The sequence below is a fragment of the Roseibium sp. AS2 genome, assembly GCF_038900065.1.
GTDB lineage: Bacteria > Pseudomonadota > Alphaproteobacteria > Rhizobiales > Stappiaceae > Roseibium.
Map to the genome: position 1 here is coordinate 510,602 of NZ_JBBMQN010000002.1, position 18,621 is coordinate 529,222.

Genomic DNA, 18,621 nt, shown 5'->3' on the forward strand with positions numbered 1-18,621 from the left:
TTGGTTTCGACTGCGATGTTTCCATCGGACATCCGTGATGTAGACGAGAAGCTTTCTTTTTGTTAGTACCTACAAAAAGGTTAGTTTTGATTTGAGCCGAGGTGAGACCTTGAGAGACGACGGGACGGAAAAAACGGATATGTCCGATGACGGTGTGGCCCTGTCCGAAAAGTTGAGGCGCGGTGCGCTGTTCAGTCAGGCGTGTCCGTCGCGGGAGATCCTGAAGCATCTGACCAGTCGTTGGGGCGTGCTTGTGCTGATGGCACTGCTGGAGCGCGATCACAGGTTTTCCGACCTGCGCCGGAAGGTTGACGGCGTCAGCGAGAAAATGCTGGCGCAGACACTGCAGACCCTGGAAGCGGACGGCTTCGTCAATCGCCATTCGTATCCGGTGGTTCCGCCCCGTGTCTCCTACAGTCTGACACCCATCGGACAGGAGGTGGCGGTCAAGGTCCGGGACTTCGCCGATTGGATCGAAGTCAATATCGGCCGCATCCTGACGGCAAGGGGAGACGCCTCGCAGGCGCGCGCGGAAGCGGCCGGTGCCGGGACTATCCGGCAGCCTTGAGAGTGGACGCCTGCGCGCCGGCACCCAGCAGACAGGTTTCGCTGGCGGCGTCCATCGGCACCATGAGTTCCACCGTCATGCCCTCGACCACCGCGTCCTGCACGGAAGCGAGCTGACCGAGCAGGGAGGTGATCTTCAGACGGCTGCCGTCCGGTCCCAGAACCTCGACGGGGACAAAGATCGGAATATTCTCCCGGAAACTCTCGTCGAGCCCGTCCAGCAGGCCGCTTTCGCGCGCCTGCTCAAGCAGTTCCTCAAGTTCCGGATCTTCCGCGGCCTCCCGGTAGAGCCGCGCGGCGAAGATCGGTGCGGCTTCCTCCCAGTTGAGGATGCGGTCCCGGAAAGCCTGCGACAGGAAGATCCTGAACAGGTTCGGCGGCTCGTTCCGGTCTTCGTGAAACCCGGACAGAAAGAGGTTTCCGGGCTGGTTGCGGCGCAGGACCGTCCAGCGCTTGTCGAGCACATAGGCGGGAAACGGCCAATGGGCGAGCAGGCGTGTCTCGATCAGGTCCAGTGCCTCGACGATGTCGGGCGAATCCTGAGCGCGGCATCTGTAGGGGCTGGCGAAGCCCGCGGCTTCGTAAAGCACCTGTGCGCGCGCGACCGGAAGGGCAAGTTCGCGCTCAACACGCTGGACCATGTAGCGGCTTGGGCTCGCACGCCCTGTTTCCAGAAAGGACACATGTCGCTGGGTCGATCCAAGCCGGTCCGCCAGTCCCGCCTGAGAGAGGCCGCGTTCGCGGCGCAAGGACTTCAAATTGCTGCCGAATGTCATCAGACCGTCCATGTTATTCCCGGCAAGGGAATTGCCGGGGACATGAAATTATCTAGGGTCCGTACCGTTCCCGCGCAACCGACACCCCGGAGAGACCTATGACGACCTGGATCCTTGCCGTTCTTGTTCTTTATTTCTGCCAGATCTATCTGAGCGCAGTGCTCTATCTGCCGGCGGAGGGCCTGTTCCGCCACGCGGGCGGACGCGATGTCTTGCCCGACAAGGGCAAATTCACCGCCCGCTCGGACAAGGCGCTGGTCAACATGAAGGAGAACCTGCCGTTTTTCCTGGTGCCTGCGGTGCTTGCCTACGTCCTGCCGGAAACGGACATGGACCTCGCAGTGATCGGGGCGCAGGCTTTCTTTTTCGGTCGTCTTGCCTATGTGCCGCTTTATCTCAGCGGCATCCCGGGTCCGCGGTCGATTGCCTATGGCATCGCACTGGCAGGGACGATCCTGATGGCCTGGGCCCTGGTACCGGCCTGAGCCGATTGAGCGCAAGACCGCCTAGCGGGTATACTGGTCGACGATCTGCCAATAGCGCGGGTCGCGCCAGACCTGCGAGACCGCGGCGGCCAGCCGGGAGCTTATCTTCGGATCCAGGTCCCGGTTGGCGACCAGCCACTGGATGCCATGGCTGACCGGTGCGCCGACCACGAGGTCTTCCGGATCGTACCCCTGTTGCTGGAACATGTACCGCGCCCGTATGGACATGGTGTACCAGGCGTCGATACGGCCGGCACGGAGCATCGAACTCATCTGGTCCGCCGAGGAGATCTCCTCGAGATTTCCAAGTCCGGACCGTTTCAGAATGTGGCTGCGGAGGCTGCCCAGATGGACGCCGATGACCTTGTTGTTCTCGATGGCCTCCTCGATCGTGTCCAGAGGCCGGTCCAGGGTCACGAAAGAGCTTTGGGTATAGAGAAGAGGGGCGATGTACCGGAATTTTTCTTTTCTGCTCGCGGAGTAGGCGGCCGTGAACAGCAGCGATCCGGGCGTGGTCTCCGCAAGCACCTGCGCCCGCTTCCAGGGAGCGTAGCGGACCTCGATCTCCAGCCCGGCTTCCTCGGCGACCAGTTCCATCAATTCGACGGAAATACCCTTGTGCTGCTTGTCGATGGACAGTGGCGGCAGGTAGCCGGTGAAGGCAACCAGGCGCGTTGCCGTTTCAGCCCGAAGCGGGCTCGCGACAAGGAACCCCAGACAGAGCAACAGCGCGGGTGCCCGGAATATTCGTAGAAAAGACAAGCACATCTCCCGATGAAGAAATCATTCTTATCGGCAATAATGCTTATGTAGTGTAACTGAATTCTGAATCACTACGCCGGGATGCCAATAAAAAGGCAAAAACAGTCTGTGTGGTGGCTGTTTTGTCAAAATTTCTATCAAAGGTTGTTTTTTCGGGGTTATTCGGCCTCGTTTTTCCCTGCGGGCTTTCTGCCGCCGTGCACGAAATTCATGGCATGGCCGTTCATGCAGTACCGCAGGCCGGTCGGCGGCGGCCCGTCGGGGAAAACATGCCCCAGATGGGCGTCGCAGCTGTTGCAGCGGATCTCCGTGCGCACCATGCCGTGGGACGAATCCTCCAGTTCGCGGATGGCATCGGGCTCCACGCTCTGAAAGAAGCTCGGCCAGCCGCAGCCCGCGTCGAATTTCGTGTCCGACATGAACAGCGGCGCGCCGCAGCACACGCAGTCATACCGGCCAATCAGGGTGTTGTTCCAGTACGGCCCGGTGAACGGGCGCTCGGTGCCGGACTGGCGGGTCACATAGAACTGATCGGGGGACAGTTGTTTCATCCATTCCGCGGTGCTTTTCCTGACACGCGGGCCTTCGGTGGCCTGGTCCGTGTTTTCTTTGCTCATCCCACAAATCCTTCTCTGCCGTCTGCTCCAGACATAAGCGCGATGCAGGATGGCGACAAGCCGTTCCTGACGGGAAGCCGGTCAGCTAGCGTGTGAGAGAATTCATCACGGACTTGACCCGGTTGCCCCCTTCCTGGCGTGCCTTGAAGACGCAGTTTTCAGAGGCGGCCAGCAGGAACTCGGAGCTTTCCGCAATCCCTGCCTGTTCGGCGACCGCGCAAGCCGCGCCGACAGACGCTGTCATGACACCGTTGCCGGCACTGTTGTCCGGATTGGGGATGCCGAGATCCTGGATGGCGACATGTATATAGGCGCTGATTGTTTCCACACCCAGTTCGTGTGTTCTGGGCAGAAGCAGCGAGAATTCCGAGGACGCGGTTCTGGCAGCGATGTCGGCGGGACGCCGGGAGGTTTCCATCAGCGTGTTGGCGACCTTGGTGAGGCAGTCCTCGGCGGCGCTCGGACCAAAATGTTCGCTCAGGGCATCGAAGCGGTCGAGCGAAACCTTGATCAGGCCGGTGTGGGTCTTCTCGCGCAGGGCGATTGCCCATTCCCGCTTCAGGGCATCTTCGAAAGCCCTGCGGTTGTACAGGCCGGTCAGAGGATCTGTCTGGGTGGCTGCTTCCAGCAGCCATTCCAGTTCCTTGCGTTTGGCAATGCTGCGGAAATAGACCGCAAATGCATAGGGCGCACCGGCCGGATCATGCAGAAGACGAGTGGTGACTTCCGCCCAGGCCAGGGTGCCGTTGGCGGACCGGAACTGCAGTTCCGCGCAAGGCAGCGGCGCAAGCGGGTCGCCGCCGCCTGAAAGTATCAGGTGCAGCAGTTCCGCGTCCGCGTTCAAGGACCCGACATAGACAAGGTCGCTGAGGCGGTCCGCGAGCTTGTCGACGCTCCAGCCGAACAGCTTTTCCGCGGCGGGCGAGATATAGAGCGGGGTCCCGTCAAGCGTCACGAGCGCGAGGGCATCATTGCTGAGTTTGACGAGGCTTTCGAAGTCGATGCTGGACGAGCGAAACAAATCCGCCTCGGGCCGGTGATCCCTGTCGCTGTCCAACGCCATATTTGCCTCGCTCAGTTCACCGGCAAATCCGGCTGAACCGAAACCTGAAAGTCAAAAGACATAACAAAGTCAACGGTATTTACGCTGCGAAATCAAGAGGCAAGGGCGGTTCGGCGAGAGACCGGCCTGTGCCGGTTGTTCGGATCGGCGCAAGGGACCCACAAAACCGTCCGCAAAACCCCTGACGCGGTTCGCCGGCGGCCTGCCGGCCTCGGGAAAATCTGCAGAAGTGAGGCTGTACGATGCCGGACCCTTGTAAAACTGCGCAAGCGGCTGTTCGAAAAGTCTGAAAATCGGCATTCGGGAGCTTGAAGAGGCGATTTCTACTGCCTAAGACATGTCATAGACCTTTCGGATCGCTATGATCCGGCGAGCCAGCGCTGATTCGACCCGATCCGTGCTGAGGTTTCACTCATTATCGTGACGAAAGATCAGAATGACGCCAGCAATGATCGACGACACCACACTCTATGCTGTCCTCGCCCCCTTTGCTGCGGCTGTGATCGCGCCGTTTCTGACACGCTGGTTCAAACACAACGCCGCCTGGCCGCTCGCGATCGTACCCGCGCTGATCTTCCTTCATTTCGCCGGCTTCGTCGAGCCGGTGTCCAGGGGGGAGAGCTTCGTCGCGGCGATGGCGTGGGCTCCGGGCTACGGAGTGAATTTCTCCGTTTATGTGGACGGATTGTCGACCCTGTTCGCGATGCTGATCTCCGGGATCGGAACTTTCATCATCCTGTATGCGGGCGGCTATCTGAAAGGACATCCCCAGCAGGGCCGGTTCTTCTCGTTCCTGTTCATGTTCATGGGGTCGATGCTCGGGCTGGTGCTGTGCAACAACCTGATCTCGCTGTTCATCTTCTGGGAGCTGACATCGATCACCTCCTTCCTGCTGATCGGTTTCGATCATCTGCGCGCGGCGTCCCGGCGGGCGGCGCTGCAGGCTCTGCTGGTGACCGGCGGCGGTGGCCTGGCGCTTCTGGCCGGGTTCATCCTGATCATATCGGCGACCGGTGAAATCGAGATGTCGGTGCTGCTGTCGTCACCCGACATCATCAAGGACACCACGCTGTATCTGCCGATTTTCCTGCTGGTTCTGGGTGGCGCCTTCACCAAGTCGGCGCAGTTCCCGTTCCATTTCTGGCTGCCGAACGCGATGGAAGCGCCGACACCCGTCTCCGCCTATCTGCATTCGGCAACGATGGTGAAGGCCGGTGTCTATCTTCTCATGCGCATGCATCCGTTGCTGGGCGATACGGTGCTGTGGACAACGGTGCTGCCGCTGTTCGGGGGGGTGACACTGCTGGTGGGCACGCTGCTTGCCGTGCGCCAGACCGACCTGAAACTGATGCTCGCCTATACGACGGTCGCCTCGCTCGGCCTTCTGGTCATGCTGACGGGCACAAGTCACGAGAAGGCGCTGGAAGGCGCGGTTCTCTACTTGCTGGCCCATTCGCTGTTCAAGGGCGCGCTGTTCATGGTGTCCGGCACCATCGATCACGAAGCGGGAACCCGCGACGTCACAAAGCTGGGCGGCTTGCGTTCGGCAATGCCGATCACGTTCGCGGCCGCCTGTCTCGCGGCGCTCTCCATGGCCGGGCTGCCGCCGTTCATCGGCTTTGTCGCCAAGGAAGTGCTTTATTACGGGACCTGGGGCTGGCCCGGGTTCGGGCTGGCCGTCACCGCGACCGCGGTCGTCGGCAATGCCCTGATGCTGGTCATCGCCGCTGCCGTTGCCATCAAACCCTTTCTGGGTCCGAAGGTGGAGACGCCCAAACATGCGCATGAAGGACCTGTCCTTCTGTTCGCCGGGCCGGTCTTTCTCTCGGTCACGGGGCTCGGTCTCGCCCTGGTCGCCCACACAACGGGCGCGCTCTTCATCGGTCCGACCCTGTCGTCCGTGGCCGGACGGATCATGGAGGTCGATCTCCACCTGTGGCCCACCAAGATCAATGCGCCGCTGATCCTGTCGCTGATCACGATCGGGCTCGGTATCGCCCTGTTCACGCAGCTCGACCGCTTGCGCAGCCTGATCGCCGGCGTGCTGGCGGCAATCGGGTGGGGACCGGACAAGGGGTTCGATCAGGTTGTCGCCGGCATCGTCAGCTTCTCCGGCTGGCTGACACGGCTGGTGCAGAACGGCAAGATGCAGACCTACATGATCCTGATCTTCGGTTTCACGGCCGTGGCGGTGCTGCTGCCGGGATACCTTACCGGCAGCTACCCGGCCATGCCGAAAATGCCGGAATACCGGTTCTACGAGTGGGGCATCTTCCTGATCGCCGTTCTCGGGCTGATCGCGGTTCTGGTCGCCAAGACGCGTCTGACGGCAATCGTGTCCCTCGGCATCCAGGGGTTCGCCGTGGCGCTGATCTTCATGATGTTCGGCGCGCCGGACCTGTCTTTCACGCAGTTCATGGTGGAAACCCTGTCGGTTGTCATTCTGGCTCTTGTCATGACACGGCTGAACCTGTCGCCCAGCGATCACCGGCCCTGGCCCGCAGCCGTCCTGACGGGCATCGTGGCCATTGCCGTCGGCCTCGGTCTGACGCTGACCATGCTGGCGATCACCCAGCAGCCCTTCGATTCGCGCCTGTCCGATTTCTTCGCGCAGTTCAGCAGATCGATCGCGCATGGCCGCAACATCGTCAACGTGATCATCGTCGACTTCCGCGGCTTCGACACGCTCGGCGAGATCGCCGTGGTCGTGCTCGCCGGCCTGTGCGTGCTGGCCCTGATCCGGGTGCGGACCAGGCCGGACAAGACGGCACAGGCGTCCGAACAGGAAGCCATGCAAACCCAACAGGCCGAGGCCCGCTGATGCGCACAATCATCTTCCGCACCATCGCGCCCTATCTTGCCGCGCTGATGGTCCTGTTTTCGATCTTCGTGCTGCTGCGCGGCCACAACGAACCCGGCGGCGGTTTCATCGGCGGCCTGATCGCAGCCTCGGCGCTGGCGATTTTCGGTATCGCCTGCGGCGTGGCCTCGGTCCGCCGCGCCATGGTATTCCATCCGATGGGCGTTGCCGGTTTCGGGCTGTTCATCGGCGCGCTCGCCGGGACCCTGTCGTTCTTCAAGAACCAGGCGTTCATGACCAGCCAATGGCTGATATTCGATCTGTTCAACGTGGAGGTGGCCCTGTCGACGCCGCTGGTCTTCGATATCGGCGTCTATCTGGTGGTTGTCGGGGCGATCGGTTCGATCGCGCTCGCGCTTGAGGAAAGGGAGACCGACTGATGGAAACCGGTGTCACAATTCTGATCGGTCTGTTTTTCTCCGTTGCCGTTTATCTGATGCTGTCCAAACAGCTCGTGCGGATGCTGCTCGGCATCGCCATTCTGGGCAACGCGGTCAACATGCTGATCTTCACCAACGGCAGGCTGACACGCGAAGTGCCGCCGCTGATCCCCGAAGATCTCTACGTGCCTGCAACGGCAACAGCCAATCCGCTGCCTCAAGCCCTGGTGCTGACCGCTATCGTGATTTCCTTTTCCTTCTTCGCCTTCTTGCTGGTGCTGGCTTTCCGGGCCTACCAGGAACTCGGCACGGACGAGGTCAACGAAATGCGTCTCGCCGAACCTGAAAACGATCAAACTCCGCCGCAGGGGTACTAAAATTTATGGCCGGTTCTTCCCAATCCGTTGATCTTGCCCTGGCCATGAACGTCCTGCCGGTTCCGGCGGGCGACTGGCTGGTGGTCGCGCCGTCGCTGATCACCATTCTGGGCGGGTCGCTCTGCCTGATGCTGCGCAAGAATACCGATCTGCAGCCGAAACTCGGTATCGGTTTCCTGGCGCTTCTGGTGCTGGCCAACGTCGGTCTTCTGATCCGTGTCCTCGACACGGGCATGATCACCATGGTCATGGGCAGCTGGCTGCCTCCCTTCGGAATTGCCTTCACCGTGGATACGCTCGGGGCGACCCTGTCGCTGATCGGTTCGGTGGTTGCCTTCTGCGCCGGCGTCTACGGGGCGGCAACTGTCGACAACACGGGCCGGCGCTACGGGTTCTATCCCTTCCTGTTGTTGCTGATGACGGGTGTCTGCGGCGCGTTTCTGACAGGCGACGTCTTCAACCTCTACGTCTGGTTCGAAGTCCTGCTGATTTCCTCCTATGGCCTGCTGGTGCTCGGCAACGACCGCATCCAGCTGGACGGAGCCGTCAAATACGGTGTGCTCAATCTGGTGGGCACGAACCTGTTCCTGATCGCCACGGGCCTGCTTTACGGCATCTTCGGCACGCTCAACATGGCCGACATCGCCATGAAGGTTTCCGATCTCGAGAACCCGGCATCCGGCACCCTGGCGACCGTCGCCGCACTCTACTTCCTGGCATTTGCCATGAAAGCGGCCGCGTTTCCGGTCAACTTCTGGCTGCCGGCGTCCTATCACACGCCGAATGTGGTGGTCTCCGCCGTGTTTGCCGGGCTTTTGACCAAGGTCGGCGTCTATGCGCTGATCCGGGTGCTTGTCATGATATTGCCCGCATCGCGCGGGTACCTGGCCGACGTGATCAGCGTGGTGGCCATCGCGACACTCATGACCGGAGCCTTCGGCGCGCTGGCGCAAAGCGAGGTGCGGCGCCTTCTCGGTTACCTGGTGATTGCCGGGATCGGAGCAATGCTGGCCGGTGTGGCCGTCGGATCCGTGCTGGCGATGTCCGGCGCCATTTTCTACGCCGTCCACTCGATCATCGTCATGACCGCGCTGTACATGGCCGCGGGCGTCATGAGCATGATGGGCGGATCCAGCGACCTGCGCCGGCTTGGCGGTCTCTATCAGCAAAACGCCGCCTTCGCGGGCGTGTTTCTGGTGCTTGGCTTCGCCGTCTCCGGACTGCCGCCCTTTTCCGGTTTCTGGCCGAAGGTCATCCTGGTCGATGCGGCCTTTCAGGACGGACGGGCCTGGCTGGGCGCCGCGATCCTGGTGAGCGGCTTCCTGACGACAGTGGCCATGGGCCGTGTCTGGATATACGCTTTCTGGCGCGGCGGGCCGGAAGGAACGCCGGATGGTCAATCGGTGTCCGGCATGCCCGGAGAACCGGTGCAGCTCGCCGGAGCCGCCATGTGGCTGCCGCTCGGGATACTTACCGCTCTTGTCGTCTATATCGGCCTTCAGCCGGAATGGATGCTGGAACTTTCAACGCAAGGAGCCAGCGGTGTCGTCAACCCGTTCGGTTACCTGCGCTCGGTTTTCGGAGGTGAGGGATGAACGGTCTCTTTCTCATCAATATCCTGATGGCGCTTGCCTGGGGCGCAGTCTCGGGCAGTTTCTCGGAATTGAACCTGGCCTTCGGCTTTATCCTGGGGTTCGGAGCCCTTTACCTGATCCGTGAACAGGTCGGGACGGGCGCGTATTTCCAACGCGTCGTCAAGGGGTTCGGGTTGGCCTTGCTGTTCGTTTACGAACTTGTCCTGTCCGCCTGGCGTGTTGCGATCATCGTGTTGCGGCCGAAAATCGAGCTGCAGCCGGGGATCATCGCATTCCCGCTGACCGTCGACCGGGATTTCGAGATCACGATGCTGGCCAACCTGATCACACTGACCCCGGGAACCCTGTCGGTGGATGTCTCCGAGGACAGAAAGATCCTCTACGTCCACTGCATCGACGTTCCGGACGTGCAGGCCACGATCGACGACATCAAGAACGGGTTCGAGCGCAAGATTCTGGAGGTGTTCCGGTGACACAGTTTGAGACCTTCGCCGTCCAGTTTCTCGACGCCAGCGTGCATATCGCCTTCGCTCTTCTCACGATCTCCTTCCTGATCATCGTTTACAGGACGGTGAAGGGGCCGAGCCTGCCTGACCGGGTGGTTGCGCTGGACATGCTGGTTGCCGTCGGTATCGGCTTCATCGCCGTCATCGGCGTGTCCACCGGGTTCTACCTTTATATCGACATCGCCATCACGCTTGGACTGGTCGGTTTCCTGGCAACCGTCGCGTTTGCGCGATTTGTGCTCAATCGCGGGTTGGCGGGCGACAAGACCATCATGGATGAAGTGGATGAAAGCATCGCACGCAGGGAGGCCGGACAATGACCGCGGTCGTTGAGATTGTCACCGGCATCATGCTCATCATCGGCGCGTCTTTCGCGCTTGCGGCATCGATCGGGCTCATCCGTCTGAAGGACGTCTACATGCGCATGCATGCGGCCTCCAAGGCCGGTACGCTCGGTTCGGGGGTCATGCTGCTTGCCCTTGCCGTGCATGCCGGTGACCTTGCCGTTGTCACCCGGGCTGTCGCCGGCGTGGTATTCTTCCTGCTGACCGCCCCAATTTCGGCCCATTTGTTGGCAAAAGCTGCCTACGCCGCTGGATATCGGCCCTGCGCAGACACCAAGGAAGACGCCCTGGCTGAAACGGTGCGGCCAAAAGGCTGAGGGCTGTTTCCCGGGGGGATGGTTGGTGCATGCACAATACTATCGGTCCATTGTGAAACAAAGTGCACAGGCTCCTGTCAATATTTGTATAATTTGATTTTTATTGATACTGATCGATTTTTATTTGGTTTCCGGGGTTGTCGTTTCTGAAAGTCGGCGATATAAGGCTATAACGATTTCCTGCAAAGTAGAATCGTTTTTGATTTTCGGATCTCCAAGTAACGGAAATTCTAGAACCGCTTACGCGCCATTCGATTTGCAGGTAAACACCAATGCTTAATTTAAAATCAGAAGAGAACGGGTGACATATGACTGACAGTCCGGTGGACATAAATCTGATTGATCTTACGGCTGACATCGTCTCCGCCTATGTGAGCAACAACACGGTTGCATCAACAGATCTGCCAAACCTGATCAGCGAGATATATGGTGCGTTGGAGAAGACGGCGAACGCTTCCAGCGAGCCAGAGCCTGAGCCGCTGAAGCCCGCCGTGCCGATCAAGAAGTCGGTCATGCCGGACTACATCATCTGCCTGGAAGACGGCAAGAAGTTCAAGTCTCTGAAGCGCCACTTGCGGACCCATTACAACATGACTCCGGAAGAATACCGTGAGAAGTGGGACCTGGGCACAGACTATCCGATGGTCGCACCGAACTACGCAGCCGCCCGTTCGGAACTGGCGAAGAAAATGGGCCTCGGCCAGCAGCGCAAGCGTTCCAAGTAACGCAGCCCGCTATCCGACTGTCCTGAGAGCTGCTCCTTGAGCAGCTCTTTTTTTGTCTGGAATCCTCTCCGGTTTCCCGAAGGCGACCGCCGTCAGGGGCAGGCCGCCTCGAGGGCCTGCTGCGCATCGGTGCGAATGCGGCCGACCATCGATCGCAGCCCGTTGGAGCGCTGGGGTGTCAGGTGGTCCTGAAGGCCCAACTGGGAAAAGATCTCCTCGACATCGGTCTCCAGAATTTCCCTGGCGGACTTGCCACTGAATAGAGCGGTCACGATTGCAACGAGACCCTGGACGATCAGGGCATCGCTGTCGCCCTTGAAGGTCAGGACCGGAGATCCATCCGTCCCCTTCTCGATCGAGGTGATCAGCCAGACCTGTGACACACAGCCGCGCACCTTGTTTGCGTCCGTCTTTTCGTCGGCGGACAGATCTGGCATTTCCCGGCCGAGGTCGATCAGATATTTGTATCGATCTTCCCAGTCGTCGAGAAATTCAAAGGTTTCAAGGATTTCACTGAGGCTTGCTGTCATGGCACCGGTCTTTGAAGGAGGTTTCCGACTTCATATAGCCCGCAAGGGCTGTTGTGCAAACGGGGACATTGAAAGCAGTCTCACACATTTGCAACGAGAAGGCGGACCGGACAATCGGGAACGGACGCAACTGAAAACAAAAATACGCCGCAGACGAAATGGGCAGCTATCCATCTGCGGCGCAGCGGACGAACCGCTGAAGTGAAGCCGTCTTTGCGATGCCGTTGGACGGCACCGCGTCAGCGGGGCGCAATCGACCGTTTCAGAACCAGGAGGTCATAGGTTCGTCGGCGGTCTTGGTGCTCAGGTTCTCAGGCCCGAGCGTGGTTTGGACCGTGGCACCGGTCCAAGGTCTGTCTCCACGGTGGAGACGTTTTCGAGTTCGCGCGGACCGGCCGCGTCGCCGGGACGCGCCTGCTCCATCCAGCCGGCGACCGCGTTTCCGGTCGAGCCGGTCACGACAGGGTCGTCGCCGGAATTGTCGGCAATTTTTGTGTCGAGGTACTCGTAGACGATGCGGGCGCCGTCGCGTGCCCGGCTTCCGATCACGGTGAGTGCGTTGCCGCCGGTTTCACAGGCAAGCGGATTGCGGCTGCAAAAACCGCCGAGGTCCGAGACCGTTGCCTGCGCGGCGAGGAACGCGGAGACAGGATCGACATTTTCGGTCGGAGTGGTTTTCTGTTCGGACCCGAATGGAATCAGGGCCAGAACCAATGTGAGCCAGAAGGCCGTTCGCAAGAGAAAGAACATGTCGCTACCCAATAGTCTGTTCTGTCTGTGCGCGCCCTTGTGCCGTGGGCACGCTTGTTATGAAGGAACGATAGCAGCGACAAGAGAATGTCCGGTTGAACCGGAAAGACCAATTTTCATAAAATAAAACAGGTATTTGAGTGAAATTGTCTGAGAATTTGATTCAAATTTGAATGAATGCCCGGCAAGGTCCTGATTTCAGGACTTTTTCGGAAAAAATCGACCTGCCGATTTCATCCTTTATCGTTCCTTAAGTGCTGCGGACGACAATGTCTCCACAATGGGTGCAAGCGGCTGTGTTCGTCGTTGTCGTATGGTAGAGTAGCGTGCGTAACTTTCTGAAATCATTTAATAATGTACTGGGGCATTGGGCCGCCCGGGTGAACGGAATGGTTCATCCCGAAGCCGCATCCGATTCTTTTCTTGCTCCCTTGCACCGTTCCTTCCTGATCAGTTGCTTTGTCAGCGGGGGCGCCGCTCTGATTGTGCTGCCATTGCATCTCGCGCTGGCCGGTCCGCCGCATGCGATCATCCTGCTTGTGCTGACCTGGATGCTGATCCAGTGGCCGCTGGCGCTGTTCCTGTCCAGATCGGGAGCGCTTGACCGTGCCATCGGATTGTCCGCCGGACTGTTCGCCTGTCTGGTTGCCGCCGTCTGCCTTCTGACCGGAGGGACAAGCTCTTTTGCCCTTGCGTGGTTGCTCGTGGCGCCCATGGAGGCGGCCTTTTCAACCGGACGCAAAACCTCGGTCGCGGTGACGTTGCTGTGTGGCGGGCTGCTTGCGGTCATCGCCTTGTTGCCCCTGCCGCCGATGCAGCTTGCCGTTCCGTCCGGCAATCTGGTTGCGGTCACAACGCTGGCTGCGGTGTTGTACGCGGGGATCCTGTCCTTGAGGCTGACACTCGATCGCAAGCTGGCCCGAAATATCGTCGGTGCCTGCGAGGCACGGCTGAAGGACATGGGGTTCGCCATTTCCGAGGTTGTCTGCGAGTTGGGAGCGGACGGTTCCCTGAGAGTGCTGGGCGGCCCCGTCAAGCAGCTCATCGGCCACATGCCGCTTGCCCATGACGAGGACTGGCTGTTTCCGAGGCTCCATGTGGCGGATCGCCCGCTTTACCTGACACATGTGTCAGGGGCACGGCACAGCGGCGAAACCCGGGTCGTTGACGTGCGCCTGCGCTTCGGCACCTCGAACCCCGGGGAAGCAGGGCAGGCGGACTACCGGCTCCTTGAAGTGACCGTGCGCCCGCTCCCGGCGGAGCGGAACACCGGTGACGGCCAGTTGGCGCTGCTGATGACGCTCCGGGATCTGGCGGAGCGGCAGCAGGCAGCCGGGATCAACGTCGAAGCCACGGAGGGCGATGCGCTGCCGTGCATCAGCCGTGCGCCGGAGATCATGCAGCCGGACGGGACCGGCCAGACTGGCCGGACCGGAGGTGCTCTGCCCCGCGGTCTGACGCGATCGGGAGAGCGTGATGTTGCGGCCCTGGACGCAGGCCTCGACCTTGATCCGCGGCAGGATAGCAGGTGTCAGCCCGGTCTCCCCGCGATCGACATTGGCGGCTGCCTGGAGCAATGCCGCGATCTGCTGATGCCGGTTGCCGCACGTCGCGGAATCCTGCTGGAACTTGCGGCAGGCGCAGACCTGCCGGCCGTGGCCATGGACAGGAAACTGTTGCGCCAGGCGCTCTATTCCGTTCTCGCGGACATGATCGGGACGTGCGCGGAGGGCGCCGTCGTGACGGTTGCCGCTGTTGTTGAAACCGCCAGACTGGATTGCCTGATTTCGGTCAGAAACCGGCAGTCCGGCGCACTTTGGAGCGTTGACGGATCGAAACTGGCATTTGACGTCGCCGCCGGGCTGCTGGAACACACGGACGCCCACATGTCGGTTCTTGCAACGCAGGGGCAGGGCGATTGCGTGATCGTGCATCTGCCGCTCAGCGCATCTGTCCTCGTGAGCACCTCCGGCACCGGCCGGCTGGCGAAAACGGCATAGGCGGTCGCATGGCGAGGACATCAAGACCGCAGAAACAGAAAAAGAAGCAGGCGCCGAAGCACACGGAGTCGCTGATGGCGAAAGCCGGGCACGTGGCGCTGGACAATCCGGTTGCCGCCGGCGGCACCGTCGTGATGGGACTGACCGCCTGTCTTATCGTTGCCAATGCGGTCGGGCTTCAGCCAGGGCGTCATCCGGCTCCGTTCTTTGCCACCCGCGAGCGGCCGGATACCACGCAGATGCCCGAGCCGGACGGCCGCAGTCCGGGCCTTCAGATCCAGGAAATTTCCACTCTGGTGCTCGACATCCAGATCTCCCTGCGCAAGATCGGCCTATATGAAGGTCCGCTTGACGGCCTCAAGGGGCCGGCGACGGAGCGGGCGATCCGGGCGTTCGAACGGCAAGCGGAACAGGTGGAGACGGGTGAGGCGAGTGAGGCCCTGCTGGCGCTTGTCCTCATGCACAAGGATGCTCCCGCCGACGACGTGGCGCCCGTACCCCGGCGCAAGCCGGGGTTCTCGGGCACGGTCTCCCTGCCGGGGGAAGAGGCTGCGGTGTCGGATGTGGACGCCGATCCCAGGCTGATGAAAATCCAGCAGGCGCTTTCCGAACTCGGGTACGGTCCCTTGACGGCGGACGGGCTGATGGGGGCCAACACCACGGCCGCCATCAAGCGGTTCGAATTCGACCGCGGCCTGCCGCTGACCGGCGACCCCGGGGCGAAGGTGATCGAACGCCTCGAGATGGTCAGCGGGCTGTCCCTCTCCGGATAGGGCCTGCCCGGGTCCGTATCCTGCTGGAAGGCCGGTTGCCGGAATCTATCTTGTGACGTAACAGCAATCGTCGTTGATCGGAGAAGTGCCATGCGCGTCACCTCGGAGTTCTTTGTCAGTGCGCTGGTCCGGCGTGTCTTCGGGGAGGGTGGTTTTGCCGCGGTGTCCAGGCGGGGAGCGCCGGAGGCCGGTGCGGTCTTTGTCTGCGTGGACCGGCTGGATGGAACGTTCGATTTTTACGGCCCGGCGCCGCAGGCCATGTTCGGTGACGAGCCTCTGGGGCGTCTGTTTGAAAAAAATCTGGAAAAGAGTGCGCGAGAGGCCGTGGACAGCCGCCTTGCCGGCGAAGCCCGCATGGACCCGGATTACTGGCTGGTCGAGATCGAGGCACGCGACGGCCGAGTGGAGCTGCCGCTTGCACAGGAAAACCCGGGTCCTGATCCGGGCGCGGGGCTGTTCCGTTTTTGAACCGCCTGGGGCGGCAACGGATCAGGATCCGGCCGTTTTTCCAAGGGGCACGCTTTCGGGAAGCTTTGCCGCTGAGGCAATGCCGCCGCGCCTGCCGGTGTCCTGAAACTGGGTCTCGTGCCGGGGCTGCGTGCCCTGGTCCTGCAACATCCATTGATCCACGAGCACTTCGGCGGCGCCCATGCCGAGCGTGCGGTACAGGCGCAGGAGACCGCGCAAGTGGTCCAGCGACAGTCCGGGGCAGAGCCGTATCAGCACGGCCGTCACCTGTCGCGCGCTCATGCCGAGGGCTTTCAGGGCGATCGTCAGCCCGTCTCCCTGATCTTGCCGCAACAGCAGCTCGCATGTCTCGAGGGGCAGTCCGAGACCCTGGCTCAGGAGATCCGCGAAGCGGGTCGCGTCCTGACGGAGAGCCTCGCGGTGCAAGCCGTCACAGAGCTTTCGGCGCGGGGGTCGGGCGCGCACCTGGGAGCCGGAACCCGGCGCCTGGGCCTGTTTCACCAGGGACGTCATTTCCGCCGCGGCGATGGCCCTTGCCTTGAGCTGATTGGGCAAATGCAGGAATTGTCCCATCAGACCGTCCGGATTGAGGGCATCGCGACCGGCCAGTTCCAGGCCGAGCGTGGCAACAATATCGCTGCGCCTGCCCAGCCTGGCCCGGTGATCCGGTGTCAGGGTGACGTCGTCGCGGTCGAGCAGGATGCCGATCACATTGGCCCCGGCATGATCGCACAACGCTCCGATTACCGATTCGCGCAGTGAAGGCCGGTTGGCGATGGCCTTTCTGAGGGAATCGGGACCTGCCACCGCGGTGCGCAGGAGGAGATCCACAGAAAGCCCCGGACTGTAACGAAGTGCCGGATAGGCGGTCAGCTCGTCGGGGTCTCCGGCAAGCGCACCCAGAAGATCCTCCGGAATTTCAGGATGACCGGCCAGCAGCGTGGCAATCCTGCGCCGGTCCTGCAGCGAAGTGGACGGCAGGAGGTTGCAGGCGAGCTCAAGAAAAATCCGTTTTTCTTCAACGTCGTGGCGCGATCTCTGGGTGAAGAGTTCAGTGGCCGCGAGAAGAACGCCGCGATCCGGACCACTGCCGCGCATGTTCGTGTCGGTGGAAGGTGAATTCGGCACAGAATGATCGAAACGTTTGGATTGGCGCATGAGACCCGACTACTCAAAACAAAAGACCGGACCACCGGTGGGACTGACTTGCTTCAAATTGCCCTAAAAGCGTTAGCATGCTGTTAACCCTGACGGCTTCCTAATGAACAAGCAGCAAGTAATGCGTCGCCCGTTTGACCGTTTCCCGCCGGTAATACGCCGCCAGGGGAGACCGGAACCGAAGGAGGAGACGATGGGCACTTTGTTGAACTTTTCATCCGCACAGCGGCCTGCCGCGCGCTTGAAACACCGCTCCGACCGGCACCACGCGGCCGAGCCGGGCAGCTTTGGTGAAGTTATCCTCTTCCCAGGTGTGCGCTATGAGCGTCATGACCTTGATCTTGCCGCGCGAATCGCGACCATCGGAAAAGCGGCCGGACCTGCTGGTTCCGACAAGGACTGACGGTCCAAGCCTCTCCAGCCGCTTCTGATCACCCGAGGGACAACCGGACGGGACCGGGACCCACGCGCGGTGATCGATCGAGACGTGTCGGAGCATCCGACCAGCGGTCTGGAGACACGCCCTATGGGCAAAGGCAACGCGGTTCATTCCGCCGCCGCATTTTTTCGGGACAGGGAACAGGGCGCGCCACGGGGTGTCCGGCTTGCTGCTGCGCTGCTGGTCGGCGCCAGCCTGTGCGCCTGCGTCCGGCCCACGGGAGATTTCGACAGGGCGAGACCTTCCGTCATTCATGACAGGGTGATGCCGGTCGCCGGGAACGAAGCCGCGCGCTTGCGTGGCGATCCGGTTTCCAAGTTCAACTATACCAATGACGAGAAACTGCTGCGCAACCGCGGCTGGACGCTGATCCGCCCGCCCTGGACCAAAGACTGGATCGGGGGCACCATCGTGGAGCTGTCGCGCACGCGTGTGCTTCCGGAAGTGGAAGGCCGGGTGCCGCCGGATCTTTATCTCATCTATCTGCGTTCCGACAGGTTCCTGTCGTCGGATGCCCGCTATGACAAGATCGCCGCCGACGCTAATGGTGATGCCGAACTTGTCATGCCGTTCTGCGAAGTGGCTCTGCGCGTGAGGACCGCCGACGATGAACGTTTGCGCGTCCTCAAGAACAAGCAGGTCACGACGGAAGAGACCTATGACGGCGCCAAGGCGCGGGTCTGGGAAAACCGGGTGATGACCAAATGGGTCAGTCAGGCCCTGCGTTACCGCATCACCGCCTACAAGAAGGCGCTGGAAGGCCTGGAAATCGAGACGCCGACCCGCAACCGGGTCTGGAAAGTCAACAATGCCATCCGCGAACTGGAGGGCCAGGTCCGAATCGCCGAAGCCGGCTGCGGCGCGGAAAGTCATTCCGGAGATAACAGGCCGGCGAAGCGGTCCAGGATCTTCACGGGCTGGGGCACCGAGCGCGCGCCGGTGCAGAAGTAGGTTTTCAGGGGAAAACCTGTTCTGCCTGTTTCAGGGAATGATTAATTTTCAGGCAGGGTGCCGAGACGGTTGCAACCTGTACTTCAAACCGGTCTCCCAGGGCTCTGGACGACAGGTCCGAGCCTTGCCCGAACCGCCCGACAGGTCAATGGTTTGCCGGAGACGGGAGTGGAAAGGT

At 61.1% G+C, this 18,621-nt stretch carries 22 protein-coding genes; 15 read left to right on the forward strand and 7 right to left on the reverse strand.

Going from position 1 to position 18,621, the window contains the following annotated elements; genetic code table 11:
• Positions 1–139: 139 nt before the first annotated feature.
• Positions 140–568, forward strand: a complete 429-nt coding sequence (locus tag WNZ15_RS07350; RefSeq protein ID WP_342892312.1) for a helix-turn-helix domain-containing protein — start codon at positions 140–142, stop codon at positions 566–568.
• On the opposite strand, the gene WNZ15_RS07355 is transcribed toward WNZ15_RS07350, so the two are convergent.
• Positions 552–1,343, reverse strand: coding sequence for a helix-turn-helix transcriptional regulator (locus WNZ15_RS07355; protein WP_342892313.1), 792 nt, complete (start codon positions 1,341–1,343; stop codon positions 552–554). The two genes, WNZ15_RS07350 and WNZ15_RS07355, sit on opposite strands and share 17 nt — an antisense overlap.
• Before the next feature lie 98 nt (positions 1,344–1,441).
• On the opposite strand from WNZ15_RS07355, the gene WNZ15_RS07360 reads away from it, so the two are divergent.
• Complete coding sequence (locus tag WNZ15_RS07360) at positions 1,442–1,828, forward strand: MAPEG family protein (RefSeq protein WP_342892314.1); 387 nt, start codon at positions 1,442–1,444, stop codon at positions 1,826–1,828.
• A 21-nt stretch (positions 1,829–1,849) separates the two neighbouring features.
• On the opposite strand, the gene WNZ15_RS07365 is transcribed toward WNZ15_RS07360, so the two are convergent.
• The 3 genes from WNZ15_RS07365 to WNZ15_RS07375 all read right to left on the reverse strand — a co-directional run bounded on the left by WNZ15_RS07365 (position 1,850) and on the right by WNZ15_RS07375 (position 4,270).
• A complete protein-coding gene (locus tag WNZ15_RS07365) occupies positions 1,850–2,590 on the reverse strand; it encodes a transporter substrate-binding domain-containing protein (RefSeq protein WP_342892315.1) in 741 nt (246 codons plus the stop codon).
• Positions 2,591–2,748: 158 nt separating this feature from the next.
• Positions 2,749–3,207, reverse strand: a complete 459-nt coding sequence (msrB, locus tag WNZ15_RS07370) for a peptide-methionine (R)-S-oxide reductase MsrB (RefSeq protein WP_342892316.1) — start codon at positions 3,205–3,207, stop codon at positions 2,749–2,751.
• A gap of 85 nt (positions 3,208–3,292) precedes the next feature.
• On the reverse strand, positions 3,293–4,270 hold the full coding sequence (locus tag WNZ15_RS07375; protein ID WP_342892317.1) for a diguanylate cyclase: 978 nt from the start codon (positions 4,268–4,270) through the stop codon (positions 3,293–3,295).
• Between the two features lie 436 nt (positions 4,271–4,706).
• Here WNZ15_RS07375 and WNZ15_RS07380 point away from each other — a divergent pair, with 436 nt between their 5' ends.
• From WNZ15_RS07380 to WNZ15_RS07415, 8 genes are all read left to right on the forward strand, one after another.
• Complete coding sequence (locus tag WNZ15_RS07380; protein WP_342892318.1) at positions 4,707–7,091, forward strand: putative monovalent cation/H+ antiporter subunit A; 2,385 nt, start codon at positions 4,707–4,709, stop codon at positions 7,089–7,091.
• Complete coding sequence (locus WNZ15_RS07385; protein WP_342892319.1) at positions 7,091–7,510, forward strand: Na(+)/H(+) antiporter subunit B; 420 nt, start codon at positions 7,091–7,093, stop codon at positions 7,508–7,510. Before WNZ15_RS07380 ends, WNZ15_RS07385 begins: the two co-directional genes overlap by 1 nt.
• Positions 7,510–7,887: a Na+/H+ antiporter subunit C gene (locus WNZ15_RS07390; RefSeq protein ID WP_342892320.1), complete on the forward strand. Its 378-nt coding sequence runs from the start codon at positions 7,510–7,512 to the stop codon at positions 7,885–7,887. Before WNZ15_RS07385 ends, WNZ15_RS07390 begins: the two co-directional genes overlap by 1 nt.
• A 5-nt stretch (positions 7,888–7,892) precedes the next feature.
• Entirely contained in the window at positions 7,893–9,482 is a 1,590-nt protein-coding gene (locus tag WNZ15_RS07395; RefSeq protein WP_342892321.1) for a Na+/H+ antiporter subunit D, read from the forward strand.
• Positions 9,479–9,955 (forward strand): Na+/H+ antiporter subunit E, encoded by a 477-nt coding sequence (locus WNZ15_RS07400; protein ID WP_342892322.1) that lies wholly within the window; start codon positions 9,479–9,481, stop codon positions 9,953–9,955. The genes WNZ15_RS07395 and WNZ15_RS07400 overlap by 4 nt, the downstream gene beginning before the upstream one ends.
• The gene (locus WNZ15_RS07405) at positions 9,952–10,308 is read left to right on the forward strand and encodes a cation:proton antiporter (protein ID WP_342892323.1); all 357 of its coding nucleotides are present in this window, start codon (positions 9,952–9,954) and stop codon (positions 10,306–10,308) included. Before WNZ15_RS07400 ends, WNZ15_RS07405 begins: the two co-directional genes overlap by 4 nt.
• Positions 10,305–10,649, forward strand: coding sequence for a monovalent cation/H(+) antiporter subunit G (gene mnhG, locus WNZ15_RS07410; RefSeq protein WP_342892324.1), 345 nt, complete (start codon positions 10,305–10,307; stop codon positions 10,647–10,649). The genes WNZ15_RS07405 and mnhG overlap by 4 nt, the downstream gene beginning before the upstream one ends.
• 308 nt (positions 10,650–10,957) lie before the next feature.
• Positions 10,958–11,374 carry a MucR family transcriptional regulator gene (locus WNZ15_RS07415; RefSeq protein ID WP_342892325.1) on the forward strand — a complete coding sequence of 139 codons (417 nt, stop codon included), beginning with the start codon at positions 10,958–10,960 and terminating at the stop codon, positions 11,372–11,374.
• Between the two features lie 92 nt (positions 11,375–11,466).
• Here the strand turns inward: WNZ15_RS07415 and WNZ15_RS07420 are convergent, their stop codons facing one another.
• Both WNZ15_RS07420 and WNZ15_RS07425 read right to left on the reverse strand, forming a co-directional pair.
• Positions 11,467–11,904 carry a SufE family protein gene (locus WNZ15_RS07420; RefSeq protein WP_342892326.1) on the reverse strand — a complete coding sequence of 146 codons (438 nt, stop codon included), beginning with the start codon at positions 11,902–11,904 and terminating at the stop codon, positions 11,467–11,469.
• A 303-nt stretch (positions 11,905–12,207) separates the two neighbouring features.
• Positions 12,208–12,654 (reverse strand): DUF5330 domain-containing protein, encoded by a 447-nt coding sequence (locus WNZ15_RS07425; RefSeq protein WP_342892327.1) that lies wholly within the window; start codon positions 12,652–12,654, stop codon positions 12,208–12,210.
• A 485-nt stretch (positions 12,655–13,139) separates the two neighbouring features.
• Between WNZ15_RS07425 and WNZ15_RS07430 the strand changes: the two genes are divergently transcribed.
• The 3 genes from WNZ15_RS07430 to WNZ15_RS07440 all read left to right on the forward strand — a co-directional run bounded on the left by WNZ15_RS07430 (position 13,140) and on the right by WNZ15_RS07440 (position 15,895).
• Positions 13,140–14,654, forward strand: a complete 1,515-nt coding sequence (locus WNZ15_RS07430; RefSeq protein WP_342892328.1) for a hypothetical protein — start codon at positions 13,140–13,142, stop codon at positions 14,652–14,654.
• A 74-nt stretch (positions 14,655–14,728) separates the two neighbouring features.
• Complete coding sequence (locus tag WNZ15_RS07435) at positions 14,729–15,427, forward strand: peptidoglycan-binding domain-containing protein (protein ID WP_342892329.1); 699 nt, start codon at positions 14,729–14,731, stop codon at positions 15,425–15,427.
• Between the two features lie 90 nt (positions 15,428–15,517).
• Positions 15,518–15,895 (forward strand): DUF1491 family protein, encoded by a 378-nt coding sequence (locus tag WNZ15_RS07440; RefSeq protein ID WP_342892330.1) that lies wholly within the window; start codon positions 15,518–15,520, stop codon positions 15,893–15,895.
• Positions 15,896–15,916: 21 nt separating this feature from the next.
• Here WNZ15_RS07440 and WNZ15_RS07445 read toward each other — a convergent pair whose 3' ends face one another.
• Positions 15,917–16,993 carry a DUF2336 domain-containing protein gene (locus WNZ15_RS07445; RefSeq protein ID WP_342892331.1) on the reverse strand — a complete coding sequence of 359 codons (1,077 nt, stop codon included), beginning with the start codon at positions 16,991–16,993 and terminating at the stop codon, positions 15,917–15,919.
• Between the two features lie 163 nt (positions 16,994–17,156).
• Between WNZ15_RS07445 and WNZ15_RS07450 the strand changes: the two genes are divergently transcribed.
• Both WNZ15_RS07450 and WNZ15_RS07455 read left to right on the forward strand, forming a co-directional pair.
• The gene (locus WNZ15_RS07450; protein ID WP_342892332.1) at positions 17,157–17,456 is read left to right on the forward strand and encodes a hypothetical protein; all 300 of its coding nucleotides are present in this window, start codon (positions 17,157–17,159) and stop codon (positions 17,454–17,456) included.
• A 69-nt stretch (positions 17,457–17,525) separates the two neighbouring features.
• Positions 17,526–18,443, forward strand: coding sequence for a hypothetical protein (locus WNZ15_RS07455; protein ID WP_342892333.1), 918 nt, complete (start codon positions 17,526–17,528; stop codon positions 18,441–18,443).
• The last annotated feature ends 178 nt before the right edge of the window (positions 18,444–18,621 follow it).

Excerpts from the sequence above, each read along its gene's own strand:
- WNZ15_RS07350 (WP_342892312.1), top strand. The coding sequence starts at position 140 with ATGTCCGATGACGGTGTGGCCCTGTCCGAAAAGTTGAGGCGCGGTGCG.
- WNZ15_RS07355 (WP_342892313.1), bottom strand. The coding sequence starts at position 1,343 with ATGACATTCGGCAGCAATTTGAAGTCCTTGCGCCGCGAACGCGGCCTC.
- WNZ15_RS07360 (WP_342892314.1), top strand. The coding sequence starts at position 1,442 with ATGACGACCTGGATCCTTGCCGTTCTTGTTCTTTATTTCTGCCAGATC.
- msrB (WP_342892316.1), bottom strand. The coding sequence starts at position 3,207 with ATGAGCAAAGAAAACACGGACCAGGCCACCGAAGGCCCGCGTGTCAGG.
- WNZ15_RS07375 (WP_342892317.1), bottom strand. The coding sequence starts at position 4,270 with ATGGCGTTGGACAGCGACAGGGATCACCGGCCCGAGGCGGATTTGTTT.
- WNZ15_RS07380 (WP_342892318.1), top strand. The coding sequence starts at position 4,707 with ATGACGCCAGCAATGATCGACGACACCACACTCTATGCTGTCCTCGCC.
- WNZ15_RS07385 (WP_342892319.1), top strand. The coding sequence starts at position 7,091 with ATGCGCACAATCATCTTCCGCACCATCGCGCCCTATCTTGCCGCGCTG.
- WNZ15_RS07390 (WP_342892320.1), top strand. The coding sequence starts at position 7,510 with ATGGAAACCGGTGTCACAATTCTGATCGGTCTGTTTTTCTCCGTTGCC.
- WNZ15_RS07395 (WP_342892321.1), top strand. The coding sequence starts at position 7,893 with ATGGCCGGTTCTTCCCAATCCGTTGATCTTGCCCTGGCCATGAACGTC.
- WNZ15_RS07400 (WP_342892322.1), top strand. The coding sequence starts at position 9,479 with ATGAACGGTCTCTTTCTCATCAATATCCTGATGGCGCTTGCCTGGGGC.
- mnhG (WP_342892324.1), top strand. The coding sequence starts at position 10,305 with ATGACCGCGGTCGTTGAGATTGTCACCGGCATCATGCTCATCATCGGC.
- WNZ15_RS07415 (WP_342892325.1), top strand. The coding sequence starts at position 10,958 with ATGACTGACAGTCCGGTGGACATAAATCTGATTGATCTTACGGCTGAC.
- WNZ15_RS07420 (WP_342892326.1), bottom strand. The coding sequence starts at position 11,904 with ATGACAGCAAGCCTCAGTGAAATCCTTGAAACCTTTGAATTTCTCGAC.
- WNZ15_RS07425 (WP_342892327.1), bottom strand. The coding sequence starts at position 12,654 with ATGTTCTTTCTCTTGCGAACGGCCTTCTGGCTCACATTGGTTCTGGCC.
- WNZ15_RS07435 (WP_342892329.1), top strand. The coding sequence starts at position 14,729 with ATGGCGAAAGCCGGGCACGTGGCGCTGGACAATCCGGTTGCCGCCGGC.
- WNZ15_RS07440 (WP_342892330.1), top strand. The coding sequence starts at position 15,518 with ATGCGCGTCACCTCGGAGTTCTTTGTCAGTGCGCTGGTCCGGCGTGTC.
- WNZ15_RS07445 (WP_342892331.1), bottom strand. The coding sequence starts at position 16,993 with ATGCGCGGCAGTGGTCCGGATCGCGGCGTTCTTCTCGCGGCCACTGAA.
- WNZ15_RS07450 (WP_342892332.1), top strand. The coding sequence starts at position 17,157 with ATGAACAAGCAGCAAGTAATGCGTCGCCCGTTTGACCGTTTCCCGCCG.